This window comes from Roseinatronobacter bogoriensis DSM 18756 (genome assembly GCF_004366635.1).
GTDB lineage: Bacteria > Pseudomonadota > Alphaproteobacteria > Rhodobacterales > Rhodobacteraceae > Roseinatronobacter > Roseinatronobacter bogoriensis.
This window is the reverse complement of record NZ_SORN01000002.1, coordinates 1-19797: the sequence shown is the minus strand read 5'-3', so window position 1 is coordinate 19797 and position 19797 is coordinate 1. Positions and strand designations below refer to the sequence as shown.

The window sequence follows — 19797 nt, the reverse complement described above, 5'->3', positions numbered from 1 at the left end:
GCTTGCCCCTGCCACCGCCTTTGCATACACACGCAGAAAGAATTTCCCGCTCACGACACATAAGAGAGATGGCATGGCCAAGACAAAACCGAAGAAGAAAATGAGCGCCAAGAACATTGCCGCAGGTTTTCTGATGGCCTTGCTGGCGCTAAGCCTTCTGGGCTTCGGGGTTGAGGGGTTCGGAAGCAGGTCGCAAAATGTCGCCTCGGTCGGGGATCGCAACATTTCGGCAAACACCTATGCACGGGCGATGCAGAACGAATTGCGCGCCTTCCAAAGCCAGATGGGTCAGGCCCTTACGATGGAGCAGGCGCGTTTGTTCGGGCTGGACCAGATGGTTCTGGAACAACTGGTCAATAATGCCGTGCTTGACAATGAGGCCGCGCGCCTTGGCGTCTCTGCGGGCGATACGACCGTGCAACGCGAGATTTTGCAGATTGGTGCATTTCAGGGGCTGGACGGGTCAATCGACCGCGAAGCCTATCGGTTTGCCCTTCAGAATGCGGGCATGAACGAATCTGAATTTGAAACCACCATCCGCGAAGATGTGGCGCGCAGCATCTTGCAGCTTTCGGTGATCAGCGGGGCGTCGGCCCCTGACAGCCTTGTTCAGCCCCTGCTGGATTATCAGGCCCAGACGCGTGATGTCACAGTATTGAGCCTGAGCGTGGAAAACCTGGCTGAACCCGTTGGCAGGCCGGATCAAGCCACATTGCAAGCCTTTTACGAGGCTAATCTTGACCGTTACACCCTGCCTGAGGGCAAACGCATCAGCTATGCTTGGATCACGCCTGAAATGGTGATCGACACGATCGAAGTGGACGAGGCCATTCTGCGCGAAGCCTATGAGGCGCGCCTGTCGGAATTCTCGCAACCAGAGCGGCGGTTGGTGGAGCGTCTGGTCTTTTCGGACATGGAAAGTGCCGAGGATGCGCTGGCGCGTATCAATGCGGGTGACGCCACGTTTGAAAGCCTCGTGGCCGAGCGGGGGCTGGAGTTGGAAGACACCGATATGGGCGATGTCACGCGCGCGCAGCTTGGCGCGGCCGCAGATGTTGTGTTCGCGCTTGAAGCGCCCGGAATTGTTGGCCCGGCAGAAACGACACTTGGCCCGGCAATCTTTCGCATGAATGCCATTCTGTCTGCGCAGGAAGTGACGTTTGAGCAGGCCCGCGACCAGTTGCGCGATGAACAGCTTGCAGATCTAGCGCGCCGGGTGCTGTCGGATGATTATGACCTCTATGAAGACCTGTTGGCGGGTGGGGCCACTGTCGCGCAACTGGGGCAGGAAACCGAGATGCAGTCCGGCCAGATGGACTGGCGGCCCGGCATGACCGACGGCATTGCCGCTTACGAAAGTGTGCGCGACGCGGCAGAGGCGCTGCAAGAGGGCGATTTCCCAGAGATCAGTTTCATGCAGGATGGTGGCATGTTCGCGCTGGAATATCTGGAAGCGCTGCCAGCAACCCCACGCCCCCTGCCCGAGATCGAGACGCAGGTGATCGCGGATTGGCAGAATGAACGCATCCTCGAAGGGTTGCGCGCGCAGGCGGAAGAGCTTGCAATGGCGCTGCGCGGCAATGGGGACGCGCCCGAACTGAACATTGCACCAGTCCGCTTTGACGGGTTGCGGCGCACCGACATCATGCCGGATCTGCCGCGCGATCTGGTGGCCGCCACATTCGAGATGGACACAGGCGAGGTGCGCATCGTTGAAAGCGCCAACCGCGTGCACATTCTTGAACTGCACGCAGTTGAAAGCCCTGACCTGATGCTGGACGATGTGGCAGATTTGCGATCCGCGCTGGAAATGCAGATTGAACAGAGCATCGCGCAAGACCTGTTCGGGTATTTCTCGAACAGTTTGCGCCAGACAACTCCGATCCGGATTGATCAGCCCATGATCGACGCGGTTCAGGCAAATTTCTGAAGCACCATGCCCCAGTTCACCCCTGATTTCGCGACATTTGAGGCTGGCTGGCAGCGCGGCGAGAACCAACTGGTTTACACCCGTCTGGCGGCGGATCTGGACACGCCCGTATCACTCTACCTGAAACTTGCGGGCGCCAGCAGAGACAGTTTCATTCTGGAATCTGTCACCGGCGGCGAGGTGCGCGGGCGCTACTCCATGATCGGAATGAAACCTGATCTGATCTGGGAGTGCCGCGATGGTGCCAGCCGGATCAACCGCGAGGCGCGGTTTGACCCTGACGCATGGAGCGCGATGGACGGCCATCCGCTTGACACGCTGCGCGCAGTGCTTGCTGAAAGCCGGATGACCATGCCCGAAGGGTTGCCCGCTGCCTCTGTCGGGCTGTTTGGGTATCTGGGCTATGACATGATCCGGTTGGTGGAACACCTGCCCGATGTGAACCCTGACCCGATCAATGTGCCGGACGCTGTGATGTTGCGCCCCTCGGTCGTGGCGGTGCTGGACGGGGTCAAGGGTGAAGTGATCGTCGTCTCGCCCGCATGGGCCGGATCTGGCCTGTCGGCGCGCGCGGCCTATGCACAGGCCGCCGAGCGGGTGATGGATGCCGTGCGCGATCTGGAACGCGGCGTTCCACAAGCGCCGCGTGAATTGCGCAATGACACGGCCCCGATTGGCGAGCCTGTTTCTAATTTCGCCAAGGCGGATTATCTGGCCGCAGTTGAAACCGCCAAGGAATATATCCGCGCAGGGGATATTTTTCAGGTAGTGCCATCGCAGCGCTGGTCGCAGCGCTTTGCGCTGCCGCCTTTCGCGCTCTATCGTTCACTGCGGCGCACCAACCCGTCGCCCTTCATGTTCTATTTCGATTTTGGGTCTAGCGACGGCAATTTCCAGATCATCGGGGCCAGCCCGGAAATTCTGGTGCGCCTGCGCGAGGGTGAGGTGACGATCCGGCCGATTGCCGGCACCCGACCACGCGGTGCCACACCCGAGGAAGACCGCGCGCATGAGGCCGACCTTCTGGCCGACCAGAAAGAACTGGCAGAGCATCTGATGCTGCTGGATCTTGGGCGCAATGATGTGGGGCGTGTGGCCAAAATCGGGACTGTGCGCCCGACCGAGGAATTCATCATCGAGCGCTACAGCCATGTGATGCATATTGTCTCTAACGTGGTAGGTGAACTGGCCGAGGGGCAGGATGCCTTGTCTGCCCTCTTGGCGGGCCTGCCTGCCGGCACCGTTTCCGGCGCACCGAAAGTGCGCGCGATGCAGATCATTGACGAGTTGGAGCCGGAAAAACGCGGTGTTTATGGTGGCGGTGCTGGCTACTTCGCCGCAAATGGCGAGATGGATATGTGCATCTGCCTGCGCACTGCGGTTCTGAAGGATGAGACGCTATATATTCAGGCGGGCGGCGGTGTTGTCTATGACAGTGACCCCGAGGCGGAGTATATGGAGACTGTCAATAAATCCCGCGCATTACGCCGCGCGGCAGAGGATGCAGGGCGGTTTACGGGCGGGAACGGATAGCGTCTTGAAGGGCGCTTGATACCTGCGACAAGCCGCGCATCGTTGGGCAGCAGTGCGGCGATGCACTGCCAGATCTACATCAGTTTGAGCCGTGGGGCGGCCCGTCGATACGCGACGGGCTGACACCCTTGCCCCCCGCAACCGGATGCACGGCTTACGCCTGCACAGCCGCCACCCTGTTTTCAGACGGTACTATTGCGCCGCTTCGGCATAGCTTTCAACCGGCGGGCAGGTGCAAACCAGATTGCGGTCTCCATAGACATTATCCACGCGCCCGACTGGCGGCCAATATTTGTCGCCCCGAAAGCTGGCAGGCGGGAAACAGCCCTGTTCGCGCGAATAGGGGCGGTTCCAATCCGCGATCAGGTCTTCGACCGTGTGCGGGGCGTGTTTCAGCGGGTTGTTTTCGGCATCAATCTCGCCTGTCTCGACCGCGCGAATCTCCTCTCGGATGGACAGCAATGCTGTGACAAAGCGGTCGATCTCGGCCTTGTTCTCAGACTCCGTCGGCTCGACCATCAGGGTGCCCGAGACTGGCCAACTCATGGTCGGCGCGTGGAAACCGTTGTCGATCAGACGCTTTGCGATATCATCCACCGTAATGCCCGCTTCGGCAAAGGGGCGCGTGTCCAGAATGCACTCATGCGCGATGCGGCCTTTGTTGCCCATGAACAGAATGTCATAGGATCCCGAAAGCCGGGCTGCGATGTAATTAGCGTTCAGAATCGCCACGCGCGTTGCCTGTGTCAGCCCTGGCCCGCCCATCATCAGGCAATAGGCCCAAGAAATCAGCAGGATCGAGGCAGAACCGTAAGGTGCCGCCGATACCGGCCCCTCTGCCCCGCCGATTTCGGGGTGGCCCGGCAAGAAGGGTGCCAGATGCGCCTTGACGCCAATCGGCCCCATGCCCGGCCCGCCGCCACCATGCGGAATGGCAAAGGTCTTGTGCAGGTTCAGGTGCGAGACATCGCCCCCGATCTCGCCCGGCTTGACCAGCCCGACCATGGCGTTCAGGTTCGCCCCGTCGATATAGACCTGCCCGCCGTGATCATGTGTGATATGACACACCTCGCGCACGGTTTCTTCGAACACGCCATGCGTAGACGGATAGGTAATCATGCAAGCCGCCAGCCGGTCACCCGCCTTGGCCGCCTTTTCGCGGAAATCATCCAGATCAACATCGCCATTGGCAGAGGATTTCACCACCACCACCTGCATTCCACACATCTGGGCGCTGGCGGGGTTGGTGCCATGCGCCGACATCGGAATCAGGCAGATATCGCGATGCCCCTGCCCGCGTGCGCGGTGATAGGCCTGAATGGTCAATAGCCCCGCATATTCGCCCTGCGCGCCGGAATTGGGCTGCATCGACATCGCATCATAGCCCGTAATCTCGCAAAGTTTGGCCTTCAGGTCCGAGATTGCCTCGGCATAGCCCTGTGCCTGATCGGGCGGGCAGAACGGGTGCAATGATGCGAATTCCGGCCATGACAGCGGCATCATCTCGGCGGCGGCATTCAGTTTCATCGTGCAAGACCCAAGAGGGATCATGGCGCGGTCAAGCGCCAGATCACGGTCGGCAAGGCGGCGCATGTAGCGCATCATTTCCGTCTCGGCCCGGTTCATGTCAAAGATCGGGTGGGTCAGATAGTCACTGGCGCGGATGAACGCGTCCGAAAAACCCAGATCACCGCGATGCGGTGGCACCCCTTCGATCCCGAAGGCGCGAAGCACGCGCATCAACACCTGTTCATCTGTCGTTTCATCCAGCGAGATGCCGACATGGCTGGTCCCGATCTTGCGCAGGTTCAGCCCCTCGGCACGGGCTGCGGCCAGAATACCCGCCTGCCCGACGCCCACATCAACCGTGATCGTGTCAAAAAACTCTTTCACAACCACATGCGCGCCAGCCGCGCGCAAGGCACGATACAGGCGCTGGGTCAGGAAATGCACCCGCTCTGCTATGGCGCGCAGCCCCTTGGGGCCGTGAAACACCGCATACATGGATGCCATGACCGCCAGAAGCGCCTGTGCGGTGCAGACATTGCTGGTGGCCTTCTCTCGGCGGATATGCTGCTCACGGGTTTGCAGGGACAGGCGATATGCCTTGTTGCCGCGTGCATCCACGCTGACGCCCACCAAACGCCCCGGCAGCGACCGCTTGTAAGCATCAGCGCATGCAATAAAGGCCGCATGGGGGCCGCCATACCCCATAGGCACGCCAAAGCGTTGTGCGCTGCCCACGGCAATATCGGCCCCGATGGCACCGGGTTCGCGGATCATGGTCAGTGCCAGCAGATCAGTTGCCATAATGGCGATGGCGCGCGCATCATGCAGCGCGGCAACAGCCCCAGTGAAATCGCGCAGGTCGCCATAGGTGCCCGGATATTGGAAAATGGCCCCGAAAACCTTGTCGGCCTCCAGCTTGTCCGGGTCGTCGATAATCAGGTCAATGCCAAGCGGTGCGGCGCGTGTCTGCATCACGGCGATATTCTGGGGGTGACAATTCTTGTCGATAAAGAAGGCGGTTGCCTTGGATTTGGCGACGCGCTGCGCCATGACCATTGCTTCGGCGCAAGCGGTGGATTCATCCAGAAGCGAGGCATTGGCCACAGGCAAGCCCGTCAGATCGGCCACCATTGTCTGAAAATTCAGCAGCGCCTCAAGCCGCCCCTGCGCAATCTCGGGCTGATAGGGGGTGTAGGCCGTGTACCATGCGGGATTTTCAAAAATATTGCGCTGGATCGCAGGCGGGGTAACGGTGCCATAATAGCCCTGCCCGATAAGCGAGGTCATGACCTTATTCTTCGCCCCAACCGCGCGCAGTTTCGCCAGCAACTCGCCTTCGGACAAGGGCGCCCATGTCAGCGGATCGGATTGGCGCAGGTCAGCGGGAATGGTTTGCCCGATCAACTGGTCCAGCGAGTCACAGCCCAGTTCTGCCAGCATCGCAGCCATTTCTTCAGGCGTCGGGCCGATATGGCGACGATTTGCGAAATCATAGGGGTTATAGGCGATTGGGGTATAAGACATCATGTACCTTGTGATTGCCGGAAATCATGCGCGTAGGCGCAGCGCTGGTGGCTGCGCCCCCAGCTGCGTGGCAGGGGCGCGGCCTGTGATCTTGCAACGTAGTTCAGCCAAGAAATTCCTTATATTCATCCTCGGTCATGAAATCCTCAAGCACCCGCAGATCATCGAGTTTCATCTTGAAAAACCATGCATCGCCCTGTGGGTCTTCGTTCACCAGTCCGGGATTGTCGCTGAGTGCATCATTCACTTCGACAATTTCACCATCGACCGGGGCAAGGATGTCGGATGCAGCCTTGACGGATTCGATGACGCAGACCTCATCCCCCTTGACGACCTGTGCCTCAAGCTCGGGGAGTTCCACAAAGACCACATCGCCCAATTGCTCGGCGGCGTGTTCGGTGATGCCCACAACCACGACATCGCCTTCGACGCGCAGCCATTCATGTTCTTCAGTATATTTCATCAGAAACGCTCCTCAGCGCTTGTAGGTGGAAGGTCGAAATGGAAGGTCACAGACCGTCACAGGTAGGCGCTTGCCGCGCACCTCGCCCCAGAGCTCGGTTCCGGTTGCAGCACATCCGCGTTCAGCATAACCCATTGCAATCGGTGCACCAAGAGAGGGACCAAAACCGCCAGAAGTGACGTGGCCGACCAGCTGGCCACCCTCGGGCGCATCCCATATCTGGGTGCCTTCGCGCATTGGGGCACGGGTCTGAGGTTGCAGCCCGACACGCTGATTGGCAGTGCCATTGGCCAGTTCATCAAGAATGCGCTCAGCGCCGGGAAAGCCCCCTTCACGCGCGCCCCCTGCCCTGCGGGATTTCTGGATCGCCCAGCCAAGCCCCGCCTGCACCGGGCTTGTCGTGGTGTCTATGTCATGCCCATACAGGCACAAGCCGGCCTCAAGGCGCAAGCTGTCGCGCGCGCCCAACCCGATCGGGGCCACTTCTGGCAGGTCCAGAAGCAAACGCGCGAAATCTGGCGCGGTGGCCGCGGGAATGGATATCTCAAACCCGTCTTCGCCCGTGTAGCCGGACCGTGAAATCCACAGCGCGCCAAACACAGTGTCAACGCTCAGCACATCCATGAAGCGCATTCCCCGGATATCCGGCACCAGACTTGCCAGCACCTTTTCCGCCTGTGGCCCCTGCAAGGCCAGCAAGGCACGATCAGTCACAGGTTCCACCAGCGCCACGTCGGACAGATGCGCCTGCATATGGGCAATATCCGCCGCCTTACACGCAGCATTCACCACCACAAACAGATGATCCCCACGGTTTGCGAACATTAGGTCATCCAGAATGCCGCCCTCGGCATTGGTGAACATCCCGTAGCGTTGACGCCCTTCCGCCAAGCCAGAGACTGCAACCGGCATCAATGCTTCAAGCCCTGCTTCGAGCGCGGCAATTCCATCTGTTGGCGTCAGGATCACCTGCCCCATATGGCTGACATCGAACAAGCCACACTCGGCGCGGGTGTGCAAATGTTCGGCCATAACGCCCATAGGGTATTGGACGGGCATGGAATAGCCTGCAAAAGGCACCATTTTCGCGCCAAGGTTCTGGTGCAAGGCGCGCAACGGGGTCTGCTTTAATTCAGTCAACTGCTCTGGCATGGCGCCTCTGTCAATCGGGCCCTAAGGCCGGGTTCATGATCGCGGCTCGCGCCGTCTGCATGCCCCCTCTGTCCTTGACGCCTGAGATCGCTATCCCTTCGGCGGGCGCAATGCGCCTCTCTCCAGAGTGTTTGCCCGGACCGGTCCTTTTGCCTGAGAGTTTACCGGGGCGGTTGCTCCTTCGGCCCTGATGCTGTCGCGTCAGTGTCTCCCGTGTCCTTGGGCGCTGTGCTATCGGAAATTAGAGGCATCTTGCAAGCCTTTTTTCGGGCCTGCTTGTCGGGTCAGCATTTAGGGGCCTGCCCATTCGCCGCTTGCGCAAGTGCAAGCGCCATCTGCTCTTGGTGCGGCATTTACCCGATAGCCAACCCTGCCTGCGTCAATGACCTTGGGGTTCGCCCATGCACAGCTTCAGCTTCAGGAAGCCATTCTTGTCGATCCCCTGTATCTCTGGTTCAAAATCCGCGATCAGATCAAGGTGGCTATGGGCCGCAACCCCTGTGCGCAAAATGGCCGAGACACCCGGATCGGCGTGCAAGCGGAACGGTGAATTCGCGGAAACATTCAGCGGTGAATGCGCCCGCACATAGTCGCTCAGGATATCGCGGGTTATGGCCGGATGTTCCAGAACCACACCTTCAAACCCCGTGCCCGCGAAGCCACCCGCACCCTGCGCGCGAAAACTGTTGGTGCACAGAATGATTTCCGCGTCCAGATCCAACGGCGCGCCGTTCAGCGTCACATCTTTGATGCGTGAATAGCTGGCGTCAATCTCGCGCCCGTCAGGACCAAAACGCGCGGGCGACATAAGGTCGATCGTGTAATCCAGCCCATAAATTATTTCGAAATTATACCCGGGAAAGGCGGGATCGATCAAATCCTGCGCATCCTGCCCCGGTTCAAGTTGCCGGAACGCAGACGCGGCGCGCTCAAGCCATAACAGGACATCGGCCCCGCTGAGGCGACAGGCAGCAATGCGGTTGGGAAAGACATAAAGATCGGCAAGCGCGCGCAGCGTCATCTTGCCTGCGTCAATATTGGTGAAATTGCGTGCACCGCCAAACCCGCCAACCTTTGCGGGCGACACGGCGGACAGCAATGGCAATGCACCAAGCGGGCTGTCTTTCAGGTGGTCGGATACAAATTCTTTCTGGGCATGGGCCACAAGCGCCGTTGCTGCGTTGCGCCCAAGATAGGCAAAGAAACTATTGATCGCTGTTTCAGACTGGCCAACGGGCTGGCGGATCTTGTCCAGCACCGCATCATGCGCGGATGACACGATCCTGCGAACAGCGGGGCTGCGCAGCGGCATAAGCCCTTCCAACGGTGCGGGCTGCGCGAAATGCAATGACGCCTCTCGCAGCGCGCGCGTCGTGACTTGTGTATTAACAACATGCCATTTGCCGCCATCCTGTAGCAGCGTCATGTCAACCAGCCCCAGATGCGACCCGAAGAACCCGCTCATGACTGTCGGCGTGCCCCAGATCGTGCCACGCTCCACATCTACCCCAGGAACCCCAGCAAATCGCGGCGACGGGAAAACCTGATGGCTGTGGCCACACAGGATCAGGTCAACCCCTTCGATCCGCGCCAGCGGGCTGACAGCGTTTTCCATCAGATCGGTGTGCTGGCTTGCTCCGATACCGGAATGCGCCAGAACCACGACGATATCTGCGCCTGCCTCGCGCATTTCGGGCACCCATGCCTTGACCGAGTCGACCATGTCACGGGTCTGGATACGCCCATCAAGATGCTGGCGCTCCCAAACCGTGATCTGTGCAGGTGCAACGCCGATAACACCGACACATATCGACTTTGACTGGCCCGCACGGTCGATCACATCACGCTGAAGCAGGCGATAGGGCCGAAAAAGATGCTTGTCGAACAGCGGCCCACGCCCTGTCTTGCGCAAGATATTTGCAGAGACTGTCGGGAATTGTGCCTGCGAGAGTGACCCCATCAGAAATTCCAGACCGTAATTGAATTCATGATTGCCCAAGGTAATTGCATCGTAGCGCAGCGCATTCATCGCAGCGATGACGGGATGCACCTCGCCCGCACGAACGCCCCGGTCATAGGCAAAGAAATCGCCCACTGGGGTGCCTTGCAAGAAATCGCCATTGTCAAACAGCAGGCAATTCGGAACCTGATGGCGCGCATGGTCAATCAGTTCCGCCAATCGTGCCAGACCAAGGTCTGGATCGGGACAATCTGCATAGTAGTCATATGGATGCAAATGAACGTGCAAATCCGTCGTTTCCATGATCCGCAAGTCCACAGCGGCTGAAATTTCCTGGCTGCGATCAAATGAATTCAAATGCTGTGTCATGTCACTCTGCATACCGTTACATTACATCTCTCTTTCTAGTGTAGCTATCGGCTGGGTAAATTTCGGCCAGAAACGAGGTTATTTTGTGTCAAATCGCCGGGTTGCATGGATTTCACATTACGACACGGCACCCGCCCGCACAACCATTGAGAGTATCGCGCGCAAGCAGGCGGTTGCTCTTGAAGGAAAAAACTGCAAAAGCAGCATCGTTGGAGGAGACAGGAGATAACATGCGCTTTGCCTTTGGCCATGAATGGCACTCTCGTAAGGCGCAGTTTCGAACTGATGCGGCTGCGCTCGCATCGGCGCTGGCTGATCCGCAAACCCGCATCCTGCCCCTTTGGCGCGGCAAACCGCACCTTGGTGCGCAAGCGCTGTGCTGGTCAGGGGCAAGTGATCCAATTCTGGCCTATGCAAAGCAGCCCTTCCTTTATCTGGGTGAGCATGAGGGCCGTAATATTTTTGCCGCCGATATTTCGTCTTGGGAGCCAGATGCACTTGATCGTGCGGCGCTGGCCATGTTCACCGATACCAGCATTCAGATCCATCCGACTGCGCCCAAAGGGGCATATTTTGGCGAATTGCGGCTGGCCATGATGCAGATTCCCGCTGTGGAAGCTGCACTCGCAGCGACGGCGCGGGCGCTGTTCAACTGGCACCGGACACACCGCTTCTGTGCGGCATGTTGCGAAAAAACGCAAAGCACGGCTGCGGGTTGGGAACGCGTTTGCCCGGCTTGCGCGGCCAAGCACTTCCCCCGGACCGATCCGGTCGTGATCATGCTGGTGACGCATGGAAACAAGCTGCTGCTGGGCCGCTCTCATGGCTGGCCTGAACGTATGTATTCCGCACTGGCCGGGTTTGTTGAACCGGGCGAGACGCTGGAAACGGCGGTCGCGCGCGAAGTCTGGGAAGAAACCGGCATTCAGGTGGACCATATTCGCTACATGGCCTCGCAGCCCTGGCCCTTCCCCAACTCGCTGATGTTCGGCTGCATCGCGCAGGCACAGGGGACCGCGCTTACCCTCGATGACGAGTTGGAAGATGCGCGCTGGCTCTCTCGTGAAGAGGTTCTGCTTGCCTGGACAGGCCAGCATGATCATGTGTTGCCTGCGCGCAATGGGTCTATCGCGCATTACATGATCGGCAGATGGCTGGCAGGACATGTCTAGGCTTGCGCAACAGCACTTGCATTCCGACACCAGCGCTTTCAGGATACAACCGAAATGAAGCCCAATATGATACATCGAAACGGACCCGGCACAGTGCGATGGACCCTGCCCAACATCCTGACTGTCTTGCGCCTGCTTGCCGCACCCGGTGTGGCGGTCATGTTTTTGTATTTTCATCGCCCCTGGGCAGACTGGTTTGCTCTGGTGCTGTTTGCGCTGGCAGCAATTACGGATTTCTTTGACGGCTATCTGGCGCGCGCATGGAAGCAGGAAAGCCGCTTGGGCGCCATGCTGGACCCGATCGCAGACAAGGCAATGGTCGTGATCGCGCTGCTGGTGATCACAGGTTATTCCGGTATGGACCCCTGGCTGATCCTGCCGGCCACCGCGATCCTGTTTCGTGAGGTCTTTGTCTCGGGACTGCGCGAGTTTCTTGGCGACAAGGCAGGCTTGCTCAAGGTCACCCAACTTGCAAAATGGAAGACCACGGCCCAGATGACAGCGATTGCGGTGCTGTTTCTGGCAATGGGGCTGGAATATGTGCGCGAGGCAAGCGCCCTGCGCAGTCATGCCGCGCTGATCGCAACTCTCAGTGATATTGGCACACAAGACGTGAATGTTGTGGAACTGGCCCAATATGGCGGCAGCACGGTCTGGAACCTTGGCCTGACCCTGATCTGGGTCGCCGCCATACTGACGCTGGTGACTGGCTGGGACTATTTCCGCAAGGCCCAGCCCTATCTGAAGGACGAAAACACATGACCCTCGAAATCCTGTATTTCGCCTGGGTGCGCGAACGGATCGGCGTGCCGCGAGAAACGGTTGAAACTCAGGCAGCGACGGTTGCCGAACTGCTGCGAGAGCTTTGCGCGCGCGAAGACCGCTATGCGCTGGCGTTTTCGGACCTGTCGGCACTGCGCGTGGCCATAGATCAGGACTTGGCAGATTTCGACAGCCCCCTTGCGGGTGCGCGCGAAGTGGCCCTATTCCCGCCGATGACGGGTGGCTAAGCATGGATATCCGGGTTCAAAGCGCGCCTTTTGACTATGGGCAGGAATGCGCGGAATTCGCGCAGCGCTCTGGCAATTCCGGGGCAATCGTCAGCTTTTGTGGCATTGTGCGCGACCATGACGATAGAAGCCTCACCTCGATGACTATCGAGCATTATCCCGGCATGACCGAGCGCGCGCTTGGCAAGATCGCAGCGGAGGCGGCCCGGCGCTGGTCGTTGAACCAGTGCCTGATTATTCACCGTTACGGGCCATTGCGACCGGGTGAACAGATCATGATGGTCGCAACCGCATCGCGTCATCGCAGCGACGCCTTTGCCGCAGCCGATTTCCTGATGGATTATCTTAAATCCCGCGCGCCCTTCTGGAAAAAGGAAATCACGCATTCCGGGGCCGAATGGGTGGCTGCCAAAGACACAGATGAAGACGCCTTGAAGCGTTGGTAACATTTTCTTGCTGAAAATACTCTGGGGTGAATTGGGCCTCTGGCCCAAGAGGGGCAAAGCCCCTAAGATCAAGAAACAAAAAAAAAGGGCGGCACATGCCGCCCTTTTTTCCGTATAACAATAGGCCTTAGCCCTGCGTGGCGCTGGTCACGTCAACCGTGACGCCTGGCCCCATGGAAGAGCTGACAGAAACACCCTTCATATAGGCACCCTTGGCACCTGTCGGCTTGGCCTTGGCAACAGCATCGACAAAAGCGCGCAGGTTTTCCGCCAGCTTGGCCGAGTCAAACGATACCTTGCCGATACCTGCATGCACGATCCCGGCCTTTTCGGCCTTGAACTGGACCTGACCGCCTTTGGCGCTTTTCACCGCTTCGGCCACATCCATCGTCACTGTGCCGATCTTGGGGTTCGGCATCAGGTTGCGTGGGCCAAGGATCTTGCCCAGACGCCCGACGATTGGCATCATGTCCGGTGTTGCGATGCAGCGATCAAATTCGATCTTGCCGGACTGGATGGTTTCCATCAGGTCCTCGGCACCCACAATATCGGCACCTGCGGCTGTTGCTTCATCAGCCTTGGGGCCACGGGCAAAGACCGCAACGCGCACGGTCTTGCCGGTGCCGTTGGGCAGGTTGACCACACCGCGCACCATCTGGTCTGCGTGGCGCGGATCAACGCCAAGTTTCATCGCAATTTCGACTGTTTCGTCGAAATTTGCCGTTGCATTGGCTTTCACCAGTTCCACAGCTTCTTCGACTGTCAGGTTCTGCTTTCCGACAAAGGCTTCGCGGGCAGCTTTCACACGTTTTCCAACTTTAGCCATAAGCTTACCCTTTCACCTCGATACCGATCGACTTGGCAGAGCCTGCAATGATCTGCATGGCCGCCTCGACAGTGTTTGCATTGAGGTCTTTCATCTTCGCCTCTGCGATTTCGCGGACCTGCTTGGTGGTCACTGTGCCGGCGGTGCTGCGGCCCGGCGCTTCAGAACCGCGTGCGCGGTTGCGCTTGCCGACAGGCTTCAGGCCAGCCGCACGCTTGAGGTACCATGACGCAGGCGGCGTCTTCAGGTCCATCGTGAAGGACTTGTCCTGATAATAGGTGATCACTGTGGGGATCGGTGCACCGGGTTCAAGCTCGGCTGTGCGGGCGTTGAATTCCTTGGTGAACATCATGATATTGATGCCGCGCTGACCCAATGCGGGACCAACGGGCGGCGACGGGTTTGCTTTGCCCGCCGGAATTTGCAGCTTGAGCTGCCCAACTACTTTCTTGGCCATCTGGCCTCTCCTTTTTTTCACCTCACCCCTGGATTGCACGCGTGCAAGGGGCTGTTTGCGGTTTAGTGGTCAGGCAGATTCCGGGCGCGCCCGGCCTGCCTCCCACGCGCATCACATCAGCTGTCTTTCGACACCTGTGTGAATTCCAGATCGACCGGGGTTGCCCGGCCAAAAATAGATACCATCACCTTCAGGCGGTTGCCCGGTTCGTCCACTTCCTCGACCAGACCAGAGAACCCTTCGAAAGGTCCGTCATTGACCTTGACCTGCTCACCCACCTCGAAATGGATCAGCGTGCGCGGGGCTTCTTCGCCTTCCTGCACGCGATTCAGAATCAAGTTCACTTCCTCATCGCGCATCGGCATCGGCTTGCCCTGCGTTCCCAGAAAGCCTGTGACGCGGTTGATGGAATTGATCAGGTGATAGGCTTTCGCGCTCATTTCCATGCGCACAAGAACATAGCCGGGCATGAACCTGCGCTCGGACGTGACTTTCTTGCCGCGACGCACTTCGATCACTTCTTCCGTGGGCACCAGAACTTCTTCGATCTGATCTTCCAGACCGCCCTCTGACACAGCGGTGCGAATGGCCTCGGCCACTTTCTTTTCGAAATTCGACAGAACGCTTACCGAATACCAGCGTTTGGCCATGTTTTCCATCTTTCTGCTCTTCTCCGATGCGGGACGCACCGGCCTGACAGGGTTTGCCATCTGTTGGCTGCATTGCCTGTCAGAAGTTCAAAACAAACAGCGCACCGACCCGGTGCGCTTTGAGCGTGCATTACAGGCAGCGAACGGAGTTTTCAAGCCCCGCCTGCGCTTTGCCGCGCTCTAATTGAACATTCCCAGAAGTCCGGCAAGTCCAGTGCGGATGAGGAGGTCCACAAGAAAGAAGAAAACAGCCGTCAGTGCCGCCATGATGAACACCATCACGGTTGTCACCAGCACCTCGCGCCGTGTGGGCCAGGTAACCTTGGCGGTCTCGGCGCGCACCTGCTGCATGAACTGGAAAGGGTTGGTCTTGGCCATGCGAGAATTCCTTTTGCTTGCGCCGGACATACGCAGGAGGTCGCGGGGTTTCAAGGCGCTTTCGGCATAACGGCAGCATTGTGCCGATCTCAGGGTGTCAGGCAGGCCACACCTGTCATGCCCGCCAGCTTGTCCCAATCCGCCAGATACTGCGCCTTTGCCTGTGCGACCTGATCTGCGCGAAACGGTTGTGGGGCCGGATGATCGTGCGATTTCGGGAACCGACGCATTGCGCGGCGCAAAGCCACCTTCGCATCCAAGCCGGACGTGTCGGCGATCAGTTCGGGGACAAGCTGTAGCGCGCGCGCAGACGGGCCAATCAGAAAGGCGCTGCCCCCGTCACGTTCGGGGTGCCTGAGGGCCGTGTCTGGCCTGCATCCACTTAGGGCAATCAGCAACGGATTAAGCAATCTGGCATAGTCTTCATGCCGCCAAACCAGTACATTTTTGACGCCCCCACATGACAGCACGCGCAAGACAACCTCTGACCAGCGCAGCGCCAATGGGGCCACGTCAGCACAAAAATGATCGAATCCCTGCAAATCGCCGCGCCGGAACTGGTGCCCCCATGCCGATACAAGCAAATCAAGCGGATTGCGCAGGGCAAGGCAAACAGTCACGTCACGCAATTCCAATGCATCAAGCAGAACAGTTATCTGGCTTTGTAGCTTGGGATAGAGGATTTCGCCCTGCGCCAAGGCAGGGGGCTTGGGGCCACCGCCCATGATGTTTTCATCAGACAGAAGCAGCCTGCGCCCTGCGGCCTGTTCGGCCTGAACCACCTCCAGCAATGGTTTGATTCTGGTGGCTATTGCCTTGGGGCGACGGTGCAGGCCCGGTATCTTTAGGTCGCGCCGCAAACGGTCAGGCCCCAGATATACGCACCCCTGATCGGCAAGAATGTCGCGGTTCAAGAACAGTGTTTTCTGAAGGTGCGTGCTGGCGGTCTTATGTGCCCCGACATGAAGCATGACCGCCGCCGGACTGGCAGGGGCAGAGGGACTCGAACCCACGACCCTCGGTTTTGGAGACCGATGCTCTACCAACTGAGCTATACCCCTAGTCCGTGGCGCAGGGTTATGTCAGCGCCTGCCCAAGATCAAGAGGGAAATCGCCTCTATTGTACTGCTATCTCTTCGGCCGCTGCTGAAAGCAATTCGATATCTGCCCCACAAATTGCAGCCTGATGACGCATGATATGCTCGATCGGCCAGTCCCACCAGCGAATCGATAGCAACTGCGCCACCACATCCGGCGTAAATCGCGCGCGCACTGGCTTTGCCGGATTGCCCGCTATAACCTGATAGGGCGCAACCGTTCCCCGCACCACAGCCCCTGCACCGACGATAACACCATCGCCGATCTGCGCACCCGGAAGAATACGCGCGCCCTGCCCTATCCAGACATCATTTCCGATAATCGTGTCAGGGCCAGTTCCCGGCATCGAACTGTCACCCTCGAAACTGCGGTGGAAGATGGCGAAAGGATAACTGGAAAACCCGTCATACCGATGATTTGCAGAGGCGGTGATAAACCGGACACTATCTGCAATCTGGCAGAATTTCCCGATGATCAGGCGTTCTGGTGCGAAGGTGAACAGATAGGGTGCCAGATATCTGGCCCAATCTGATGGTGCCGATTCCGAACTTGCATAAGTGTAGTCCCCGACCTGCCAGCGCGGATGGTCGATCACCGCGCTTAGGAAAACAGTGTCCGGATGCGTGGTGCCATCCTCCAGAATGATCGGATAGGATATTTTGGGGGATGGAAAGATCGGTGGCATTCTTGCTCCGTAGGGATTTGAAGAGAGTGGCAAGCGCCCACACAGAACGCAAACAGGTCAACCGCGCCTATATCCTGCCGATACAAACCGCGCGCAATCCCTCTCGCGACCGTGAAACGCATGAGATACAATTTGTAGCAAGAAATCGCGCAGCATCACTGCTGCGCGAATGCTCGGGGGCTACGGCGCGGTGCCTGCGTCTTCATCCTCGATCAGGAAGCCCCCTGACTGACGCGCCCAAAGGCGTGCATAAAGCCCGTCTTGCGCAAGCAACTCCTCATGCCGCCCCTGCTCTATGATCCGGCCCTGATCCATGACGATCAACCGGTCCATTGCAGCAATGGTCGACAGGCGATGCGCAATGGCGATAACGGTCTTGCCCTGCATCAGTCGCGTCAGTTGCACCTGAATCGCGGCCTCTACCTCACTGTCGAGTGCAGAGGTGGCTTCATCCAGGATCAGGATCGGTGCATCTTTCAGCGCGGCACGCGCGATTGCGATGCGCTGGCGCTGTCCGCCCGAAAGTTTCACGCCCCGTTCGCCAACATGCGCATCCAGCCCTCGCCTGCCTTGCGCATCGGCAAGATCCTCAATGAAGCTGCGCGCCTCGGCTAGATCGGCGGCGGCCCAGATTTCATCCTCGCGCGCCTCTGGTCGGCCATAAGCGATATTGTCGCGCACAGAACGGTGCAACAGCGCTGTGTCCTGGGTCACAACACCGATGGCCGCGCGCAGGCTTTCCTGCGTGACATCCGCAATGTTCTGGCCATCAATCTCGATCTGGCCGCCATTCACTTCGTAGAACCGCAACAGCAGATTCACCAGCGTCGATTTCCCTGCACCCGAGCGCCCCACCAGTCCGACCTTTTCCCCCGGCGCAATGCTCAAGGACAGCGCATCCAGCACCGCAGGCTTTTTGGTTGCGGCCCCGTCATATCGGAAGGTGACATTGCGGAACGCGACCGCGCCCTTGCTGGCTGTTAGCGGCTTGGCATCTGGTGCATCGTTTATCTGGCGCGGCAGGGACAGGGTCGACACCCCATCGCGGACCGTACCGATATTTTCAAACAGCGCCGCGAATTCCCACATGATCCAATGCGACATGTTGCCAAGGCGCAGCGCCAGCGGAATAGCGACCGCAAGCGCGCCCAGATCAATCCGCCCTTGCAACCACAGCCACAGGCCCAGGCCTGTAACCGAAGCCGTCAGCACCGCATTGATCAGGTTAACCCCGATATCCTGCAAGGCAACCAGACGCATTTGCCGGTAGACCGTCTGCAAGAACCCATCTAGCCCTTCGCGGGCATAGGCTTCTTCGCGGGCGGAATGGCTGAACAGTTTGACGGTGGCAATATTGGTGTAACTGTCAACAATCCGCCCGGTCATCTGCGCGCGCGCATCAGCCTGTTGCTGCGACACGCGCCCCAAACGCGGCACAATCACCCATAACAGCGCACCATAGGCCACCGACCAAGCCACGAAAGGCAGTGCAAGCCGCGCATCCTGCGTTGCAGCCAGCCATAGTGTTCCGATGAAATAGGCGCAGATATAAACTGCGACATCCATCAGCTTCATCACCACTTCACGCACTGAAAGTGCGGTCTGCATCAGACGCGTGGCGATGCGGCCTGCGAATTCATCCTGAAAATATCCCATCGACTGGCCCAGCAGCCAGCGATGCGCCTGCCAGCGGATGCGCTGGGGAAAATTGCCCATGATCGCCTGATACATGACCAGAGCACCCAGCACGGAAATGATCGGCAAGGCCACCAGTTGCAGCCCGGCCATGCCCATCAGCCGGGAAAACTCGGCTTCCAGAAACCCCTCTGGCCCCAATTCGGTCATCCGGTTCACCAGCGTGCCCAGATACCCGATCAGAATGATCTCGATAATGGCAAACACAGCCGAAAGGCCCGACATGGCCAGAAGCCACGGCAAGAGCGGACGGGCAAAATGGATGGAAAAGCCCCAAAGCGTGGCAGGGGGTTGTGTCGGCGGGGTCGCAGGATAGGCGTCGATCTGCGACTCAAAGCGCGAAAACAGATTATTCATAAGGGCCTCGAACATAGAAAAGGGGCGTGCACTGCCTGCACGCCCCTAGATAGTTCAAGGCGTAAAGGCTTGATTATTCGATGATCTTCGACACAACACCAGCGCCGACGGTGCGGCCGCCTTCGCGGATGGCGAAGCGGAGCTTCTCTTCCATCGCGATGGGTGCGATCAGCTCAACCTCGAATTTCAGGTTGTCGCCGGGCATCACCATTTCCGTGCCTTCTGGCAGTTTCACTGTGCCGGTCACATCCGTTGTGCGGAAGTAGAACTGCGGACGGTAATTCGCAAAGAACGGTGTGTGACGACCGCCTTCTTCCTTGGTCAGGATATAGGCTTCGGCTTCGAACTTGGTGTGCGGTGTGACCGATTTCGGCTTGCACAGAACCTGACCACGCTCGACATCCTCACGGCCGATACCACGCAGCAGCGCGCCGATATTGTCGCCTGCTTCCCCGCGATCCAGCAGCTTGCGGAACATTTCCACACCGGTACAGGTCGTGGTCTTGGTGTCGCGGATACCGACGATCTCGATGCTGTCGCCAACATTGATCACGCCACGCTCCACACGGCCGGTCACAACTGT

Annotated in this window: 18 protein-coding genes, 1 tRNA gene and 2 riboswitches; of the genes, 6 read left to right on the top strand and 13 right to left on the bottom strand. The window is 58.8% G+C overall.

Translation table 11 applies throughout. The features are described from left to right. Nucleotides 1-100 precede the first annotated feature (100 nt). Both EV660_RS04785 and trpE read left to right on the top strand, forming a co-directional pair. The gene (locus tag EV660_RS04785; RefSeq protein ID WP_071482089.1) at nucleotides 101-1930 is read left to right on the top strand and encodes a peptidylprolyl isomerase; all 1830 of its coding nucleotides are present in this window, start codon (nucleotides 101-103) and stop codon (nucleotides 1928-1930) included. 6 nt (nucleotides 1931-1936) lie between these two features. Continuing rightward, nucleotides 1937-3463 (top strand): anthranilate synthase component I, encoded by a 1527-nt coding sequence (gene trpE, locus EV660_RS04780; RefSeq protein WP_071480625.1) that lies wholly within the window; start codon nucleotides 1937-1939, stop codon nucleotides 3461-3463. Nucleotides 3464-3655: 192 nt separating this feature from the next. Here trpE and gcvP read toward each other — a convergent pair whose 3' ends face one another. The 4 genes from gcvP to EV660_RS04760 form a co-directional block, all read right to left on the bottom strand. Beyond that, nucleotides 3656-6496: an aminomethyl-transferring glycine dehydrogenase gene (gene gcvP / locus EV660_RS04775; protein ID WP_071482088.1), complete on the bottom strand. Its 2841-nt coding sequence runs from the start codon at nucleotides 6494-6496 to the stop codon at nucleotides 3656-3658. Between the two features lie 103 nt (nucleotides 6497-6599). Beyond that, nucleotides 6600-6959 carry a glycine cleavage system protein GcvH gene (gene gcvH / locus EV660_RS04770; RefSeq protein WP_071480624.1) on the bottom strand — a complete coding sequence of 120 codons (360 nt, stop codon included), beginning with the start codon at nucleotides 6957-6959 and terminating at the stop codon, nucleotides 6600-6602. Nucleotides 6960-6971: 12 nt separating this feature from the next. Then, the gene (gene gcvT, locus EV660_RS04765) at nucleotides 6972-8111 is read right to left on the bottom strand and encodes a glycine cleavage system aminomethyltransferase GcvT (protein ID WP_071480623.1); all 1140 of its coding nucleotides are present in this window, start codon (nucleotides 8109-8111) and stop codon (nucleotides 6972-6974) included. Between the two features lie 64 nt (nucleotides 8112-8175). After that, a riboswitch (glycine riboswitch) is annotated at nucleotides 8176-8241 on the bottom strand. Nucleotides 8242-8243: 2 nt separating this feature from the next. Beyond that, nucleotides 8244-8335, bottom strand: a riboswitch (glycine riboswitch). Nucleotides 8336-8490: 155 nt separating this feature from the next. Then, entirely contained in the window at nucleotides 8491-10440 is a 1950-nt protein-coding gene (locus EV660_RS04760; protein ID WP_071480622.1) for a bifunctional 2',3'-cyclic-nucleotide 2'-phosphodiesterase/3'-nucleotidase, read from the bottom strand. Between the two features lie 230 nt (nucleotides 10441-10670). On the opposite strand from EV660_RS04760, the gene nudC reads away from it, so the two are divergent. The 4 genes from nudC (at nucleotide 10671) to EV660_RS04740 (ending at nucleotide 13068) form a co-directional block, all read left to right on the top strand. Next, on the top strand, nucleotides 10671-11612 hold the full coding sequence (gene nudC / locus EV660_RS04755) for an NAD(+) diphosphatase (protein WP_071480621.1): 942 nt from the start codon (nucleotides 10671-10673) through the stop codon (nucleotides 11610-11612). Nucleotides 11613-11705: 93 nt separating this feature from the next. Further along, entirely contained in the window at nucleotides 11706-12374 is a 669-nt protein-coding gene (pgsA, locus tag EV660_RS04750) for a CDP-diacylglycerol--glycerol-3-phosphate 3-phosphatidyltransferase (RefSeq protein WP_071482087.1), read from the top strand. Then, nucleotides 12371-12622 (top strand): molybdopterin converting factor subunit 1, encoded by a 252-nt coding sequence (moaD, locus tag EV660_RS04745; RefSeq protein ID WP_071480620.1) that lies wholly within the window; start codon nucleotides 12371-12373, stop codon nucleotides 12620-12622. Before pgsA ends, moaD begins: the two co-directional genes overlap by 4 nt. Before the next feature lie 2 nt (nucleotides 12623-12624). Next, nucleotides 12625-13068, top strand: a complete 444-nt coding sequence (locus EV660_RS04740) for a molybdenum cofactor biosynthesis protein MoaE (RefSeq protein WP_071480619.1) — start codon at nucleotides 12625-12627, stop codon at nucleotides 13066-13068. A gap of 127 nt (nucleotides 13069-13195) precedes the next feature. Here the strand turns inward: EV660_RS04740 and rplA are convergent, their stop codons facing one another. The 9 genes from rplA to EV660_RS04695 form a co-directional block, all read right to left on the bottom strand. Further along, complete coding sequence (gene rplA, locus EV660_RS04735; RefSeq protein ID WP_071480618.1) at nucleotides 13196-13894, bottom strand: 50S ribosomal protein L1; 699 nt, start codon at nucleotides 13892-13894, stop codon at nucleotides 13196-13198. Between the two features lie 4 nt (nucleotides 13895-13898). Next, the gene (rplK, locus tag EV660_RS04730) at nucleotides 13899-14351 is read right to left on the bottom strand and encodes a 50S ribosomal protein L11 (RefSeq protein WP_071480617.1); all 453 of its coding nucleotides are present in this window, start codon (nucleotides 14349-14351) and stop codon (nucleotides 13899-13901) included. Nucleotides 14352-14467: 116 nt separating this feature from the next. After that, nucleotides 14468-15001, bottom strand: coding sequence for a transcription termination/antitermination protein NusG (gene nusG, locus EV660_RS04725; protein ID WP_071480616.1), 534 nt, complete (start codon nucleotides 14999-15001; stop codon nucleotides 14468-14470). Between the two features lie 180 nt (nucleotides 15002-15181). After that, the gene (secE, locus tag EV660_RS04720; RefSeq protein WP_071480614.1) at nucleotides 15182-15379 is read right to left on the bottom strand and encodes a preprotein translocase subunit SecE; all 198 of its coding nucleotides are present in this window, start codon (nucleotides 15377-15379) and stop codon (nucleotides 15182-15184) included. 89 nt (nucleotides 15380-15468) lie between these two features. Next, nucleotides 15469-16392, bottom strand: coding sequence for a hypothetical protein (locus tag EV660_RS04715; RefSeq protein WP_134013918.1), 924 nt, complete (start codon nucleotides 16390-16392; stop codon nucleotides 15469-15471). Then, nucleotides 16365-16440: transfer RNA gene (locus EV660_RS04710), tRNA-Trp, on the bottom strand. Before EV660_RS04710 ends, EV660_RS04715 begins: the two co-directional genes overlap by 28 nt. Nucleotides 16441-16496: 56 nt before the next feature. After that, nucleotides 16497-17162, bottom strand: a complete 666-nt coding sequence (locus EV660_RS04705; RefSeq protein WP_071480612.1) for a CatB-related O-acetyltransferase — start codon at nucleotides 17160-17162, stop codon at nucleotides 16497-16499. Nucleotides 17163-17342: 180 nt separating this feature from the next. After that, nucleotides 17343-19214, bottom strand: coding sequence for an ABC transporter ATP-binding protein (locus tag EV660_RS04700; protein WP_071482086.1), 1872 nt, complete (start codon nucleotides 19212-19214; stop codon nucleotides 17343-17345). A gap of 73 nt (nucleotides 19215-19287) precedes the next feature. Continuing rightward, nucleotides 19288-19797 (bottom strand): EF-Tu C-terminal domain-related protein (locus EV660_RS04695; protein WP_246028973.1); only part of this gene is annotated, 510 nt, incomplete at its 5' end.

Coding starts and splice junctions, on each gene's coding strand:
- gcvH (WP_071480624.1), bottom strand. CDS start 6,959: ATGAAATATACTGAAGAACATGAATGGCTGCGCGTCGAAGGCGATGTC.
- moaD (WP_071480620.1), top strand. CDS start 12,371: ATGACCCTCGAAATCCTGTATTTCGCCTGGGTGCGCGAACGGATCGGC.
- EV660_RS04700 (WP_071482086.1), bottom strand. CDS start 19,214: ATGAATAATCTGTTTTCGCGCTTTGAGTCGCAGATCGACGCCTATCCT.
- secE (WP_071480614.1), bottom strand. CDS start 15,379: ATGGCCAAGACCAACCCTTTCCAGTTCATGCAGCAGGTGCGCGCCGAG.
- rplK (WP_071480617.1), bottom strand. CDS start 14,351: ATGGCCAAGAAAGTAGTTGGGCAGCTCAAGCTGCAAATTCCGGCGGGC.
- gcvT (WP_071480623.1), bottom strand. CDS start 8,111: ATGCCAGAGCAGTTGACTGAATTAAAGCAGACCCCGTTGCGCGCCTTG.
- gcvP (WP_071482088.1), bottom strand. CDS start 6,496: ATGTCTTATACCCCAATCGCCTATAACCCCTATGATTTCGCAAATCGT.
- rplA (WP_071480618.1), bottom strand. CDS start 13,894: ATGGCTAAAGTTGGAAAACGTGTGAAAGCTGCCCGCGAAGCCTTTGTC.
- EV660_RS04705 (WP_071480612.1), bottom strand. CDS start 17,162: ATGCCACCGATCTTTCCATCCCCCAAAATATCCTATCCGATCATTCTG.
- nudC (WP_071480621.1), top strand. CDS start 10,671: ATGCGCTTTGCCTTTGGCCATGAATGGCACTCTCGTAAGGCGCAGTTT.
- nusG (WP_071480616.1), bottom strand. CDS start 15,001: ATGGCCAAACGCTGGTATTCGGTAAGCGTTCTGTCGAATTTCGAAAAG.
- EV660_RS04785 (WP_071482089.1), top strand. CDS start 101: ATGAGCGCCAAGAACATTGCCGCAGGTTTTCTGATGGCCTTGCTGGCG.
- EV660_RS04760 (WP_071480622.1), bottom strand. CDS start 10,440: ATGACACAGCATTTGAATTCATTTGATCGCAGCCAGGAAATTTCAGCC.
- trpE (WP_071480625.1), top strand. CDS start 1,937: ATGCCCCAGTTCACCCCTGATTTCGCGACATTTGAGGCTGGCTGGCAG.
- EV660_RS04740 (WP_071480619.1), top strand. CDS start 12,625: ATGGATATCCGGGTTCAAAGCGCGCCTTTTGACTATGGGCAGGAATGC.